Genomic DNA, 13,931 nt, shown 5'->3' with positions numbered 1-13,931 from the left:
TCCATTCACATCCGCTATTGCGCCATTTTTACCGAAATTTGCTCACCCTTCATCTGTTTTTTCAACATTCTTTTTGTCCGGTCGGCAACTTCACCTACCAATTGACCGCAGGCCGCATCAATATCATCGCCCCGTGTTTTACGTACAACAACGGTAAAACCATACTCCATGAGTACTTTGGCGAATCTATCCATACGCGAGTTTGATGAGCAAGTGTACGGTGATCCCGGATACGGATTAAACGGGATCAGGTTGATTTTACTGGGCGTATCTTTTAATACTTTCGCTAATTCATGGGCCTGTTCGGTACTGTCATTAATATGTGAAAGCATGACGTATTCTACCGTCACCCTGCCCTGATTTGCTTTTGACTTACTCAGGTACCGTCTGACACCAGCAAGAAATTCTTCAATGTTGTATTTTTTATTGATGGGTACAATTTCATTGCGAAGCTCATCATTGGGAGCATGAAGAGAAATTGCCAGCGCGACATCAATCATGTCACCCAGCTTATCTAGAGCTGGCACAACACCCGATGTACTTAGTGTTACTCTGCGCTTAGATAAACCAAATCCATAATCATCAAGCATGATATCCATTGCAGGGACCACGTGCTTAAGATTAAGTAGCGGCTCGCCCATTCCCATCATTACCACGTTGGTCACAGGACGTTTACCAGAGTCATTAGATAAACCAAGATGCGTCGCAACCCGCCAAACCTGTCCGATGATTTCACTACAAGTCAGATTTCGATTGAAACCCTGTTGCGCGGTAGAACAAAACGTACACTCCAGTGCACAGCCGACCTGGGAAGATACACACAGAGTCGCCCGGTCGCTTTCCGGGATCCAGACACTTTCCACTTCCTGACCGCCTTCAAGCGCCAGCACAAATTTAATTGTGCCATCGCTGGCTTCCTGAAAGTACGCAATCTCCGGCGCTACAATTTCACTGTGAGCTTCAAGTTTCGCCCGCAGATTTTTGTTCAGATTCGACATTTGAGAAAAGTCGCTGACACCATGGTGATAAATCCATTTCATCAGCTGGTCAGCGCGAAACGGTTTTTCACCAATTTCACTGAAAAACGCACGCATACCCTCGCGATTGAGATTTAACAGATTTGTCTTTGCCATAGCGTAAATGACCTTACTTTTAACATCGTGAAAACGTGTGCAGGGCCGCGTCTGGCGCGTATCAACCTGTACAAAATTTGGGCGCGAATTCTACCACAGCGGGCCATGCTGTAAAAGCAACGAAATGCTGCCAGGATATGAATCCCCATACAAAAAAGGAGAGCTGATGCTCTCCTTTAATCTGTTTTTCAGCTTTCGCTTAGCGAGTACGTGGGCAAATTTCTTCTTCAGAGAAGAAATAAGCAATTTCACGTGACGCAGATTCAGGAGCGTCTGAACCGTGAACCGCATTTTCGTCGATAGAAACAGCGTAATCGGCACGCAGTGTACCAGCGGCTGCTTCAGATGGGTTAGTTGCACCCATGATTTCGCGGTTTTTAACAATCGCATTCTCGCCTTCAAGCACCTGAACCATTACCGGGCCAGATGTCATGAAATCAACCAATGCGCCAAAGAAAGGACGCTCTTTGTGCTCAGCATAAAAACCTTCAGCCTGTTCTTTGCTCAGGTGCACCATTTTTGATGCAACAATGCGCAGACCTGCAGTTTCAAAGCGATTGTAGATTGCACCGATAACGTTTTTAGCAACCGCATCAGGCTTAATGATAGAGAAAGTACGCTCTAGCGCCATGTTCTAGTCTCCGATAATTCGTTTAAAAATTTTTGGCCGCGAATTATAGGCAATAAAACCCTGATTTGCCAGTGGCGTTTTACCGTGACGCGGTATTGTATTCAAATGCAGTCTAGCATGGTGTTCATGAAAGACCTATGACAGTAGGATCAGGATACCGACTGTTTGGCCAAAGCCTGAATTTTAGCCACTATAGCGCGAAGGCCATTGCCCCGTGTCGGGCTAATGTGACGTTCCAGATCCAGCTCAGCAAAATAACCGTCAATATCAAATGCCAGTATTTCCTGAGGCGTTTTATCATCATATGCAGCTAACACCAGCGCCAACAGGCCCTGAACAATCACAGCGTCGCTGTCTACCTCAAACCGGATACGGCCATTATCAATACGCTCAATAAGCCAGACCGAGCTTTGACAGCCTTTAACCAGTCTGTCGTCGGTTTTCTGCTCATCAGACAGGCCGTTGATAGCTTTGCCCAAATCGATGATATATTGATAACGCTGTTCCCAGTCATCGAAAAACGCCAGGTCCTCAACGATCTCCTGACTATCTGGTAATTCCATTGTTTTACTGTTCCACGTATGTTGCTAGAAAAATAATCCGGCTTCCAGTTGAGCTTCTTCACTCATCATCTCTCTGGACCAGGGAGGATCGAAAACCAAATCCACATCAACCTTCTCTACAAATGGCACCATACCAACGCGGTATTCTACATCGCCGACAAGTACCGGTCCCATTCCACACCCGGGTGCAGTAAGGGTCATGGCAATACTTACTGTATTTGAAGCATGGTCGATGTTTACCGTATAAATCAGGCCGAGAGAAACAAGGTTTATCGGGATTTCGGGATCGTAAATAGTTTCCAGCGCATCCCATACCTGCTGTTCGCTGATTTTGCCATCTTCTGGCTCAGGAAAGTTCAGCACTTTGGCCTGACGCCCTATCGCATCGGCATCTGTACCATCAATGCGATACATATTACCGCGCCACGTAACTGTATAGTTACCGCCCAGTTCCTGAGTGATAGTGACAAACTCACCTTCAGGTATAACTGTCATGTCGCCGGCAGGCACAAGCCGCGCAGTACATTCGCGATCTGTGACCACCATTTTTTGAGCTGCCATGGTGAATTACCCTATATTGAAACTTTCGCCACAGCCACACTCATCGACTACATTAGGATTATTATATTTAATAATGCCGTTCACCCCTTCGGTGACATAATCGATTTCAGTACCACGAATCAGAGATACGGCGCTATTGTCCACCGCCACCATTACATTTTCGCCCGCTTCGACAGTTTCATCACCTTCTGACGGACCCTCTGCAAAGTCAATAACGTAGGCATAGCCGGTACATCCGCTAACTTTCGTTGATAGGCGGATCCACTTCTTATCACTGTTTTGCAGCTTTTTGGAAAAGTGTTTTAAGGCAGAATCGGTCAGTGATACCACTTTATCGCTGGGTACAAATGTTTCTACGCTCATAAAATTCTCCTACTATGCCAGCATTGTTCTGGCTTTACGCAATGCGCCAAACAAGGCATCGACTTCATCCAGCGTATTGTAAATAGAAAATGACGCTCTGGCGGTACCGGGAATACCCAGTCTTTTCATCAGCGGTTGCGCGCAATTGTCGCCGGTTCGAATCGCAATACCCTGTCGATCAAGGATGAACCCAATATCAGCCGGGTGGGCGCCTTCGAGTAAAAAGCTAAGTACGCCGATTTTGTCTGGCGCTGTACCAATCATACGCAGACCATCAAATGCCTGCGCCTGCTCATGGGCACTAGCCAGCAATGTTTTTTCATGGGTCTGCAACGCCCGGGTATCCAGTTCACTGAACCAGTTTATTGCAGCGGCCAGGCCAATAGCACCAGCAATATTGGGGGTACCGGCCTCAAGACGGTTAGGTAAAACACCCCAGGTAGCACTTTGATAAGTCACGTCCTGAATCATTTCGCCGCCGGTTAGCCATACGGGCCAGTCCTGAAGCACACTCTGTCTGCCCCACAATGCGCCAATGCCAGTTGGTGCAAACATCTTGTGCCCGGAGAACACATAGAAATCACAACCAATATCCTGAACATCCACATTGCCGTGAGCGATTCCCTGCGCACCATCAACAAGTACCCACGCATCGACCTTTTTAGCCTCTGCAGTCAGCATCTTCACCGGGTTAACCGTGCCCAATGCATTAGATACATGCGGCATAGCCACTAAGCGCGTGTTCGGACTAAGCAACGAGCGAAACGCATCAACATCCAGCTCACCAGTGTCGTGAATCGGCGCTACTTTTAGAGTTGCACCGGCACGCTGGCAGGCTTGTTGCCAGGTAACCAGGTTAGCGTGATGCTCCATTTCAGTGACGAGCACTTCATCGCTAGCCTGTAACAACTGTGCCAGACCATTAGCCACCAGGTTAATACCTTCTGTGGTACCACTGGTCCAGATAATCTCTTCACGCGCGGATGCATTAACGAACCGTGCTACCGCATCCCGCGCATTTTCGTAACGACGCGTCGCTTCATCAGAAAGCTGATGCGCACCGCGGTGTACGTTGGCATTACAGGTCGTGTAATAGTCCATAATGGCATCAAGCACTGCATGAGGCTTCTGGGTTGTTGCCGCATTATCAAGATAAACCAACGGCTTTCCATCAACCTCGCGCTGGAGGATCGGAAATTGTTTGCGCAGCGACGCTACGTCAAAACTCATTTGACCTCCATATGCGCAAAACGCTCGCTAAGCTTTGGCAACAGCCACTCACGAATTGCTGCATCAGGCATCTGATTAACCAACTCCTGGATAAATCCAAAGTTAAGCATGACCAATGCCTTACTGCGCTCAACACCGCGCGTCAGCAAGTAAAACAGTGCTTCATCATCTATTTCGGCGACCGTGGCACCGTGGGCACACTTCACATCGTCCGCGTAGATCTCAAGCTCAGGCTTGGTATTAATTATTCCCCGGCGCGACAGCAACAGGTTCCGATTATTCAATTCGGCCAGCGTATTTTGTGCGTCACGATGAATATGAATCCGGCCATTAAATACTGCGCGTGCGCGATCACCGATAATGCCTCGTGCATTTTCTTCGGTAACCCCGTTAGGTACGGCATGCTCAATATTCGAATGAAGATCGAACAACTCTCCTTCAGCAAGCAGATAAACGGCATTCATTTTTGCATTAGCATGCTCGCCAGCGTGGATAATATCCACATCCAGGCGTGATAGCTCGCTGCCATAGCCCACTACTGTGCTATTGAGCGTAGATGCATTGCCCAGCTTAAAATGTGAACCGCCCACTTGTTTGGCCTCGCCGGTCATCATGGCGAAACGATAATGCTCTAAATGCGCATTGTCACCGATGGCGTATTCAGCAAATGCTGTAGACATACTGCTAGCCTGTCCTTCAGCATGTTCGAAGATTCGCGCTGAAGCCCCTTCACCGATGCGCACAACAATCCGGGTATGGGCATCTACATCCTGCGTTACCAGGTTGGTCACCCGAATAATTTTTTCCAGTGTGACGCCAGGGGCAACATCTATAAAGATCCCCTGCTCCGTAGCAACATCATTAACCAGGCCAAAAACATGACGCTCAGGCTTTACCTGACCATACAGGCTTTTAACCACGTCTTGTTGTTCTGCATCAAGTTGGTCAAAAGCAGCCACAGTAACACCCTGTGGCAATGCCAGCTCACTTGTATCAGCCGTCAATTTGCCATCAACAAATACCAGCTCAACGGCATCCAGCCCTTCGATGCTCGGCGCTTGCTGCGCGGTCACATCACTGGCTGTCTTTACAGAGCGTTTTTCTAAAGACGATAACGGCGTGAACCGCCATGCTTCATTACGGCGGCCCGGCCAGCCTATTTGTTCCAGAGAACTTAACGACTGCTTACGAACCGGAGCGAGAAAATCCGATGTTGCAGACGCGCTCTCAATGACTTCGTTTAGCCATTGACTCATGCTTCTGCCTCCTCGTATTTTTTACCCAGGAATGCATATCCCGACTTCTCAACTTCGTGGGCGAGAGATGCATCACCACTTTTAACAATTTTGCCGTCCGCCAAAATGTGAACAAAATCAGGCTTGATGTAATCAAGTAAGCGCTGGTAGTGGGTAACAACAATAAAGCTACGCTCACCATCGCGCTGACTATTAACGCCATCGGCAACGACCTGTAACGCGTCAACGTCCAGACCAGAATCGGACTCATCGAGAATGGCAAGCTTCGGCTCAAGCAAAATCATTTGCATGATTTCGTTGCGCTTTTTCTCACCGCCTGAGAAGCCTTCGTTCACACCACGCTTAAGAAAGTCCAGAGGAAGCTGAACCTGCTTACACGCTGCCTTTGCCTTTTTCAAAAATTCCGCTGCAGTCAGCGATTCTTTGCCCTGCTGCTCGCGAATAGCATTGACCGACTCTTTCATGAACTCCATATTGCTCACGCCAGGAATCTCTACCGGATACTGGAATGCCAGAAAAAGACCCGCCTGGGCGCGCTCTTCTACTTCCATATCCAGCAGGTCAGCGCCTTCAAGTTCTACACTACCTTCGCTGACTTCATAGCCGTCGCGACCCGATAGTACATAGCCCAGTGTGGATTTACCGGCACCATTCGGGCCCATGATAGCGTGAACTTCGCCTGGTTTTACTTCCAGATCCAAGCCCTGAATGATTGTTTTATCTTCAACGCTAGCATGTAAATTATTAATCTTAAGCATTATTACCCCACTGAACCTTCAAGACTGATTTCGAGAAGTTTGCCGGCTTCAACCGCAAACTCCATCGGTAATTCTTTAAATACTTCCTTACAGAAACCGTTCACAATCATAGATACGGCTTTTTCTGCATCCATACCACGTTGCTGGCAAAGGAATAACTGGTCGTCGCTGACCTTGGATGTCGTCGCTTCGTGCTCGACAATCGCTGATGGGTTGCGACTTTCGATATACGGGAATGTATGCGCACCACACTGATCGCCAATGAGCAGTGAGTCACACTCGGTGAAGTTACGCGCGCCATCGGCTTTGGGGCCCATCTGCACCAAACCACGATAAGCATTGTTACTACGCCCGGCTGATATACCCTTAGAAATAATGGTGGAGCGGGTGTTTTTGCCGATGTGAATCATCTTAGTACCGGTATCTGCCTGCTGACGTCCCCGGGTCAAAGCCACCGAGTAAAATTCACCAACGCTGTTATCACCTTTCAATACACAGCTTGGATATTTCCAGGTAACGGCCGAACCTGTCTCAACCTGTGTCCAAGAAATTTTCGAATTGGTATGGGCAACACCACGCTTGGTTACAAAGTTGTAGATACCACCTTTGCCTTCTTCATCGCCCGGATACCAGTTCTGCACCGTTGAATACTTAATCTGTGCATCATCCATCGCGACCAGCTCAACAACTGCGGCATGTAACTGATTTTCATCACGTTGCGGTGCAGTACAGCCCTCTAGGTAACTAACGTAACTGCCTTCATCGGCCACTATCAGTGTACGCTCGAACTGACCGGTATTCTGTTCGTTGATTCTGAAGTATGTAGACAACTCCATCGGGCAGCGCACGCCTTTAGGAATGTAAACAAAAGAGCCATCGGTAAATACTGCACTATTAAGCGCGGCATAAAAATTATCACTGCGAGGCACCACTGAACCAATATACTTTTTCACCAGGTCAGGATATTTTTGTAAGGCCTCAGAGATGGGACAGAAAATGACCCCGGCCTCTTCCAGTTTTTCACGGAAGGTAGTTACTACGGATACTGAGTCAAATACAGCATCGACAGCCACACCGGCCAGCATTTCCTGCTCATGCAGAGGAATGCCCAGCTTTTCATAGGTACGCAGAAGTTCCGGATCAACTTCATCCAGAGACTGCGGCTTGTCTTTCATGCTCTTAGGCGCGGAATAGTAAGAGATTTCCTGAAAGTCGATTTTAGGATAATCCACGTGGGCCCATTCAGGCTCATCCATTTTAAGCCATGCGTGATATGCCTTCAGGCGCCATTCCAGCATCCACTCAGGCTCATTCTTCATGGCAGAGATACGGCGGATTACCGACTCGTCCAGGCCATTTTCAAAAGTTTCAGATTCAATTTCTGAATAGAAACCCGCATCGTACTTTCTCGATAACGCCTGTTCGATCTGTTCACTCATGTTTGGATCTCACTAGTTTGCCTGTCATAGCGGAGCGATTTGATTACACGGCCATCACGGTCTTGCCCTGCATCACTTTTCCGTGCCACCGGAAAAGCTGCTCAACGCTGTAAATCTATGGTGTATTGTATAATACCTGACTATTTCACTCAAGTATTTGGGCGCCGGCTCCGGAACAGGCTCATTCAGCTGAAAGCCCGTCTGTTCAAAGCGCGGCGGATCATGCCCCAACCGCTTTGATTATTCAACGCGCCCGAGGCATATACTCACTATTGCTGACTTATCAGCCAGCCTGACGAAGCCGCTGCACAACGTCAGTGACTTTTTCAATGGTGTATTCGATATCTTCTTCTGTGGTGAAACGACCTACAGAAAAGCGGATACCGCTGTGGGCAGTTTCTGCCTCACAGCCAATTGCTTTTAGCACATAAGAAGGCTCGAGACTGGCAGAGGTACAGGCAGAACCGGATGAAACAGCAATATCATTTAATGCCATCATCAGACTCTCGCCGTCACACCCCATAAAGCTCACATTCAAATTGCCAGCAACACGCGCAGTGGCGTGGCCGTTTAGCCTGACATTATCAAGCTGGCTCAGACCAGCCCATAGCTTGTCACGCAATTTTTCCAGTCGTATTTGTTCATCGACTAGTTCACTGGAGGCCAGTTCACACGCCTTGCCAAGACCAACTATCTGATGGGTAGCAAGCGTACCAGAACGCATCTTGCGTTCGTGTCCACCGCCATGAATCTGCTCTTCAATATGTACTTTAGGCCGACGCCGCACGAACAGCGCACCACTGCCTTTAGGCCCATAAAACTTGTGGGCCGATATAGAATACAAATCCACCGGCAGTGTGCTCAGGTCTACAGGCAGTTTGCCAACGCTCTGCGCCCCGTCTACATGAAAAATGATACCGCGCTCGCGGCAAATTTCCCCAATGCGTCCGATATCCTGTATAACACCTATTTCATTATTGACGTGCATGACCGACACAATAATAGTGTCGTCACGCAAGGCATTCTCCAGCGCATCAATATCAATCAGGCCCTGGTCATCCACATCCAGGTAGGTAACGTCGAATCCCTGCGTTTCAAGGTATGCGCACGTATCAAGCACCGCCTTGTGTTCGGTCACAACAGTAACGATGTGCTGCCCTTTGTCTTTGTACCGCTGTGCAGCCCCCTTAAGCGCCAGATTGTTAGATTCCGTGGCGCCTGAGGTGAAAACGATTTCGCGGGGATCACAACTAAGCAAATCAGCAACCTGGTTGCGGGCAACATCCACCGCCTCCTCAGCCACCCAGCCATAAAGGTACGTCCGTGACGCCGGATTGCCAAAGTTGCCGTCCAGCGTCAAACACTGCATCATTTGCTCTGCCACTCTGGGATCTACTGGCGTAGTTGCAGCATAATCCAAATATACGGGTAACGAAGAACGAGCCATCAGAGTTGCACACTCACAGTGATATCCTGACTTTTCAGGGCGATTTTATCCTGCCGGTCGGCTACTTCCAGCACATCTCGCTGTGCCATCAACTCGCCCAGTGTGATGCTATTTAAAAAGACGCTGATACGGTCGCTTAAATCCTGCCACAGGCTGTGGGTCAGACAGCGTTCGCCGCCCTGACAATCTGCGTGTCCGCTACAGCGGGTCGCATCTACGGTCTCATCAACCGCCCGAATCACTTCGCCAATTGCTATATCGGTGGCATCACGCCCCAGCAAATAGCCGCCGCCCGGTCCCCTTACGCTATCGACCAGCTTTTCTCTGCGTAATCTGGAAAATAACTGTTCAAGGTAAGAAAGTGATATTTCCTGTCGTTCTGAAATATCGGCAAGCGGAACTGGCCCCTTGGTAGAATGCAGGGCCACATCGAGCATGGCAGTAACTGCGTATCGCCCTTTAGACGTTAGCTTCATAAGGTTCCCCACTGAGGTTCTGATAGCAAAATTGTTCCATACCTGACTAAAACGGTCAACTATAAAACCCTATGCTTTAGTCAGGTATTATCGATTGCCTGCATCAGATTTTTGGGTCAAAGGCTTCCTGGTCGTCGCCTTCGTCATAAATGACCGGGTCGATACCCGTTTCAGCGAAGTCTTCCTTACTCAGTGAGCTAAGATTATCCGTGCATACATTCCCGCCCATGCTGCGAATAACGCCACACATTTCTTCCACTTTGTGGTCCATCTGGTGCATGTGCTCCAGCATTATTCCCATAGCATTGGCGACCGGATCGGGGTTATCCGGTGAGATAGCATATGCATCGAACCCATATTTTTGAGCGATACAGTTGCGCTTATCACTATTTTCTGCCGCTTTTTGTTGATTAACTGGAGAGGTAACAATACGGCCCGGAATACCTACCACTGTCGCGCCGGCTGGCGCATCCTTTACCACTACTGAATTGGAGCCAATCTTTGCGCCTGCGCCAATTGTAATAGGCCCAAGCACTTTTGCACCCGCGCCGATCACTACATTATTTTCAAGCGTGGGATGGCGCTTGCCTGATTGCCACGAGGTGCCGCCCAGCGTAACCCCGTGATACAGCGTAACATCGTCACCAATCTCTGCCGTTTCTCCAATCACCACACCCATCCCATGGTCGATAAAAAAACGGCGGCCTAATTTTGCGCCAGGATGGATTTCCACACCCGTCAGCCAGCGACTGAATGTGGACAGAGAGCGCGCCAGCCATTTGAAATTTCCCCGCCATAAGCGGTGCGCCACCCGATGCATCCAGATTGCATGCAAACCCGGGTAGTTAGTTAAAACCTCAAATGTATTTCTGGCGGCAGGGTCGCGGTGAAAAACGCCCTGAATATCGTCTTTTATCCGTTCGAACATGATTAGCTCTTATCTGATTTGGTGGCCTTATCGATGGAGGACAGTATTCCTCTTAAGATATTCAATTCCTGCGCCTCAGGGCGTGAGCGGTTGAACAGGCGGCGCAGCTTCGTCATTACCATGCCGGGATGATTTTTAACAATAAAGCCTGTGCCCTGCAGGGTTGACTCCAGGTGCGTGTAGAAACGCTCAAGGTCATCATTGATAGGGTATTCGGTTGGCTCAGCATCGATAGCCTGGCGGGACAGCCATGCCATACGCACTTCGTAACTTAAGGTTTGTACTGCCATAGCTAGGTTCAGTGAGCTGTACTCTGGGTTAGCCGGAATGCAGACATGGTAGTGACACTGTTGTAACTCTTCGTTTGTCAGACCATTATTTTCGCGTCCAAATACCAGTGCCACTGGATAATTAGGCACCTCGCTAATCATTTTCTCCCCGCACTCTCTGGGTTCAAGCATCGGCCAGGAATGGGTGCGCGAGCGAGCAGATGTACCGACCACCAGGCCGCAATCCGCCACCGCTTCTTCCAGCGTTTCTACGGTGGTAGCATTCCCCAGAACGTCGCCAGCCCCGGCTGCCAGTGCACTTGCCTTTCCATCAGGCGCCTGAATGGGGTCAACCAGCCACAGGTTGCTTAACCCCATCGTTTTCATAGCACGGGCTGCGGAGCCGATATTTCCGGTATGCGAGGTATTTACCAGCACGATTTTTATATTACTTAGCATTTGTTAACGATTGCCTGTCCTGTTTGCTCGCGATAATAGCACAGTAGAGCTCTAGATGGCTATCTCTGCGCGCTTAGCGCTTTTCAGGTCAATTGCGCCGATGCATTGCATAATGGCTGATGAACGGGTACACTTCGCGCGTTTTTTAACCCAGAGCTCCTCTCTGGGTCTCGATCTTTTACAATTGGTGGTTATCTATGCATCCGATGCTGAATATCGCGGTTCGCGCTGCGCGCGTTGCCGGTTCTATTATAGTTCGTGGTTTTGAACACCGCGACGATTTACAACTGCAGTCCAAGGGCGACAACGATTATGTTACCCAAATCGACAAGGAAGCGGAAAAAGCGATCATCAACAAGATTCGTCAGTCATACCCTGACCATGCTTTCTTAGGTGAAGAAAGTGGTGAGACAGAAGGTACTGACAATGAATTCCAATGGATTATTGACCCGCTGGATGGCACCACCAATTTTATAAAAGGCATTCCTCACTTTGCCGTTTCTATAGCACTTCTTTATAAAGGACGTCTGGATCAGGCGGTTGTTTTCGATCCTATTCGCGGCGAGCTGTTCACTGCCAGCCGGGGTAAAGGTGCCCAGCTAAACGGTTATCGTATTCGTGCTACTAAACCGCGTGATTTGTCCGAAACGGTGCTGGCAACCGGCCTGCCATTCAAGAACAAAACACAATATAGCGAATATGCCTTAAGCCTGAATAAAATTTTTCATGAGTGCGGTGATATCCGTCGTGCCGGCAGCGCGGCGCTTGATATGGCTTATGTAGCGGCCGGACGCCATGATGGCTACTGGGAGCGTGGAATTAAGCCGTGGGATATCGCAGCCGGTGAGCTACTGGTACAAGAAGCAGGCGCGCTGGCGACAGACTTCAAAGGGGGCAATGACCCTTTATATAAAGGTGAAATTGTCGCAGGGAGTCCCAAGATTGTTCAGGCATTGCTAAAACATCTTAAATAGGATTTTTCTGCGAATAGCTACAAAAAACGGTGCTTGCAGCACCGTTTTTTGTATCCACTAATGGGTTTTAACAGGAACCTCTATACAGTCTGGCGACAGAAAAATAGACCGTGAGCATCTTAGTCTTGAGGACGGTACACAGGTCAATACACGCCCGTCCAATTCTACCGAAATAGTTTTATGAGACCGGATAATATCCGGCGAGGCCCAGATGGATACCCGTCCCTGTTGTAAAGTCGCGTCAAACTGACCTAATTGCGTATCGTTACCCCGTAAAATAACAGTGTGAGTTTTAAGTGGATTACAAAGCACCGGCGTTCTCCTGAATGATGGTTCTGGCGCTAATTACGCAATCGGAAATTCGCCGGTTCTTACTTAATAGTAAAACACTGTGATTTTCTGATAGGGCCATGCCTCTCATACTTTTTAGTAACGGCGCTACACAGTTATTCTTCAGGCAGTCCTACATGCATCTGCCCCCTGGCATAGTCCATTGTCAGCACGAAATGTTTAAGCACATCATAGCCAATGAGCCCGGATACACGCTTACCGTTAATGCGGGTTCCTGTCTGGCTGTACTGATTTTTCAGTCTGATACTATTACCTTCGGCATTAAAGGAAACCAACACATTTTCCAGTGTATAGGGGCCGAACTGCATCTGTGATACACGGGTTGATTCAACATGAATGCTTTTGGTTGCTCCCTGCGCGCCGGTTATCCCGTTTTGTTGTTTTATTAACCCCATATCCCGCGCCAGGGTACGTTCAATAACCACACCAGCGCTATTCCCTGTATCCAGTATCAGCCAGATGTTTTTTCCCTCTACCGTCACCTGAACTATTGGCATTCCCGATCCTTTCTGGTCGACCATCCTGATATTAGTAAAATCTGCCAGCTCCATGGAATCACGGGTGACAAGCCGCAGACGTTTACCTGGATAATCGATCTGCATGATATTGCCATAGAATAATGGTGCGCCGAGCAGCAACCCTCTTGAGTGGTGGCCTAAAGCAAGCCCGACCACCTGATCAAAGGTGGTTTCACTACCAAATAGCTGTATAGGCAGGCCAGACAGTTTATCCTGAACTTTTACGCCGAACGCGCCCTGAACCCGAATTTTACCAACACGGTTGTAGCTCAGGTTGTGCTTGCCCATAAACGCTGTATTAATCGCATTAAATTGCGCACCGCTATCGAGGATAGCCTGGGTGGGAATACCGCTGACTGTTGCAGGTAAAATGATATGACCGCCACGCAACTCGAATTCGAGCCACTTGGTCACACCGGCTGTCGCTGCCACCGAAAATACCATACTGGCCAGAAAAACGCTGATTGCTGCTTTCATTTTCATTCCTTTGAAACAATGCCTCATCCATACGCTACCATATCGTGATCACCGTTAAAATATAGTAACGAGGGCGTCATGAGCAGACGCTGCGGATG

Annotated in this window: 15 protein-coding genes; 1 reads left to right on the top strand and 14 read right to left on the bottom strand. The window is 48.8% G+C overall.

All coding sequences use genetic code 11. The features are described from left to right. Positions 1–14: 14 nt before the first annotated feature. The 13 genes from FBQ74_RS05475 to trmJ all read right to left on the bottom strand — a co-directional run bounded on the left by FBQ74_RS05475 (position 15) and on the right by trmJ (position 11,513). Positions 15–1,133 (bottom strand): bifunctional tRNA (adenosine(37)-C2)-methyltransferase TrmG/ribosomal RNA large subunit methyltransferase RlmN, encoded by a 1,119-nt coding sequence (locus tag FBQ74_RS05475; protein ID WP_139755722.1) that lies wholly within the window; start codon positions 1,131–1,133, stop codon positions 15–17. Positions 1,134–1,332: 199 nt separating this feature from the next. After that, positions 1,333–1,764 carry a nucleoside-diphosphate kinase gene (ndk, locus tag FBQ74_RS05470; RefSeq protein ID WP_139755721.1) on the bottom strand — a complete coding sequence of 144 codons (432 nt, stop codon included), beginning with the start codon at positions 1,762–1,764 and terminating at the stop codon, positions 1,333–1,335. A 149-nt stretch (positions 1,765–1,913) separates the two neighbouring features. Continuing rightward, positions 1,914–2,327 (bottom strand): SufE family protein, encoded by a 414-nt coding sequence (locus tag FBQ74_RS05465; RefSeq protein WP_139755720.1) that lies wholly within the window; start codon positions 2,325–2,327, stop codon positions 1,914–1,916. A gap of 24 nt (positions 2,328–2,351) precedes the next feature. Then, positions 2,352–2,888 (bottom strand): putative Fe-S cluster assembly protein SufT, encoded by a 537-nt coding sequence (sufT, locus tag FBQ74_RS05460; protein WP_139755719.1) that lies wholly within the window; start codon positions 2,886–2,888, stop codon positions 2,352–2,354. 6 nt (positions 2,889–2,894) lie between these two features. Beyond that, on the bottom strand, positions 2,895–3,251 hold the full coding sequence (locus tag FBQ74_RS05455; protein WP_139755718.1) for a HesB/IscA family protein: 357 nt from the start codon (positions 3,249–3,251) through the stop codon (positions 2,895–2,897). 12 nt (positions 3,252–3,263) lie between these two features. Continuing rightward, positions 3,264–4,481 (bottom strand): aminotransferase class V-fold PLP-dependent enzyme, encoded by a 1,218-nt coding sequence (locus FBQ74_RS05450; RefSeq protein WP_139755717.1) that lies wholly within the window; start codon positions 4,479–4,481, stop codon positions 3,264–3,266. After that, positions 4,478–5,737 carry a Fe-S cluster assembly protein SufD gene (sufD, locus tag FBQ74_RS05445; protein WP_139755716.1) on the bottom strand — a complete coding sequence of 420 codons (1,260 nt, stop codon included), beginning with the start codon at positions 5,735–5,737 and terminating at the stop codon, positions 4,478–4,480. The genes FBQ74_RS05450 and sufD overlap by 4 nt, the downstream gene beginning before the upstream one ends. Then, the gene (sufC, locus tag FBQ74_RS05440) at positions 5,734–6,495 is read right to left on the bottom strand and encodes a Fe-S cluster assembly ATPase SufC (protein ID WP_139755715.1); all 762 of its coding nucleotides are present in this window, start codon (positions 6,493–6,495) and stop codon (positions 5,734–5,736) included. Before sufC ends, sufD begins: the two co-directional genes overlap by 4 nt. 2 nt (positions 6,496–6,497) lie before the next feature. Beyond that, complete coding sequence (sufB, locus tag FBQ74_RS05435; RefSeq protein ID WP_139755714.1) at positions 6,498–7,934, bottom strand: Fe-S cluster assembly protein SufB; 1,437 nt, start codon at positions 7,932–7,934, stop codon at positions 6,498–6,500. 283 nt (positions 7,935–8,217) lie between these two features. Beyond that, positions 8,218–9,381, bottom strand: a complete 1,164-nt coding sequence (locus FBQ74_RS05430; RefSeq protein ID WP_139755713.1) for an IscS subfamily cysteine desulfurase — start codon at positions 9,379–9,381, stop codon at positions 8,218–8,220. Continuing rightward, the gene (gene iscR / locus FBQ74_RS05425) at positions 9,381–9,857 is read right to left on the bottom strand and encodes a Fe-S cluster assembly transcriptional regulator IscR (RefSeq protein WP_139755712.1); all 477 of its coding nucleotides are present in this window, start codon (positions 9,855–9,857) and stop codon (positions 9,381–9,383) included. Before iscR ends, FBQ74_RS05430 begins: the two co-directional genes overlap by 1 nt. 103 nt (positions 9,858–9,960) lie before the next feature. Further along, the gene (gene cysE / locus FBQ74_RS05420; protein WP_139755711.1) at positions 9,961–10,785 is read right to left on the bottom strand and encodes a serine O-acetyltransferase; all 825 of its coding nucleotides are present in this window, start codon (positions 10,783–10,785) and stop codon (positions 9,961–9,963) included. 2 nt (positions 10,786–10,787) lie between these two features. Continuing rightward, the gene (gene trmJ / locus FBQ74_RS05415) at positions 10,788–11,513 is read right to left on the bottom strand and encodes a tRNA (cytosine(32)/uridine(32)-2'-O)-methyltransferase TrmJ (RefSeq protein WP_139755710.1); all 726 of its coding nucleotides are present in this window, start codon (positions 11,511–11,513) and stop codon (positions 10,788–10,790) included. A gap of 197 nt (positions 11,514–11,710) precedes the next feature. Here trmJ and suhB point away from each other — a divergent pair, with 197 nt between their 5' ends. Next, positions 11,711–12,487 (top strand): inositol-1-monophosphatase, encoded by a 777-nt coding sequence (gene suhB / locus FBQ74_RS05410; protein ID WP_139755709.1) that lies wholly within the window; start codon positions 11,711–11,713, stop codon positions 12,485–12,487. A gap of 446 nt (positions 12,488–12,933) precedes the next feature. On the opposite strand, the gene FBQ74_RS05405 is transcribed toward suhB, so the two are convergent. Next, positions 12,934–13,833, bottom strand: coding sequence for an aspartyl protease family protein (locus FBQ74_RS05405; RefSeq protein ID WP_168190611.1), 900 nt, complete (start codon positions 13,831–13,833; stop codon positions 12,934–12,936). Positions 13,834–13,931: the final 98 nt, after the last annotated feature.

This window comes from Salinimonas iocasae, assembly GCF_006228385.1.
Taxonomy (GTDB): domain Bacteria; phylum Pseudomonadota; class Gammaproteobacteria; order Enterobacterales; family Alteromonadaceae; genus Alteromonas; species Alteromonas iocasae.
Note: the sequence above shows the minus strand (reverse complement) of the source record. Positions and strands in the feature narration are given on the sequence as shown.

Bases quoted from the DNA above. Each gene is read 5' to 3' on its own strand.
- FBQ74_RS05405 (WP_168190611.1), bottom strand. From the start codon at position 13,833: ATGAAAGCAGCAATCAGCGTTTTTCTGGCCAGTATGGTATTTTCGGTG.
- suhB (WP_139755709.1), top strand. From the start codon at position 11,711: ATGCATCCGATGCTGAATATCGCGGTTCGCGCTGCGCGCGTTGCCGGT.
- FBQ74_RS05475 (WP_139755722.1), bottom strand. From the start codon at position 1,133: ATGGCAAAGACAAATCTGTTAAATCTCAATCGCGAGGGTATGCGTGCG.
- trmJ (WP_139755710.1), bottom strand. From the start codon at position 11,513: ATGCTAAGTAATATAAAAATCGTGCTGGTAAATACCTCGCATACCGGA.
- FBQ74_RS05465 (WP_139755720.1), bottom strand. From the start codon at position 2,327: ATGGAATTACCAGATAGTCAGGAGATCGTTGAGGACCTGGCGTTTTTC.
- FBQ74_RS05430 (WP_139755713.1), bottom strand. From the start codon at position 9,381: ATGGCTCGTTCTTCGTTACCCGTATATTTGGATTATGCTGCAACTACG.
- sufD (WP_139755716.1), bottom strand. From the start codon at position 5,737: ATGAGTCAATGGCTAAACGAAGTCATTGAGAGCGCGTCTGCAACATCG.
- sufT (WP_139755719.1), bottom strand. From the start codon at position 2,888: ATGGCAGCTCAAAAAATGGTGGTCACAGATCGCGAATGTACTGCGCGG.
- FBQ74_RS05455 (WP_139755718.1), bottom strand. From the start codon at position 3,251: ATGAGCGTAGAAACATTTGTACCCAGCGATAAAGTGGTATCACTGACC.
- cysE (WP_139755711.1), bottom strand. From the start codon at position 10,785: ATGTTCGAACGGATAAAAGACGATATTCAGGGCGTTTTTCACCGCGAC.
- sufB (WP_139755714.1), bottom strand. From the start codon at position 7,934: ATGAGTGAACAGATCGAACAGGCGTTATCGAGAAAGTACGATGCGGGT.
- iscR (WP_139755712.1), bottom strand. From the start codon at position 9,857: ATGAAGCTAACGTCTAAAGGGCGATACGCAGTTACTGCCATGCTCGAT.
- sufC (WP_139755715.1), bottom strand. From the start codon at position 6,495: ATGCTTAAGATTAATAATTTACATGCTAGCGTTGAAGATAAAACAATC.
- FBQ74_RS05450 (WP_139755717.1), bottom strand. From the start codon at position 4,481: ATGAGTTTTGACGTAGCGTCGCTGCGCAAACAATTTCCGATCCTCCAG.
- ndk (WP_139755721.1), bottom strand. From the start codon at position 1,764: ATGGCGCTAGAGCGTACTTTCTCTATCATTAAGCCTGATGCGGTTGCT.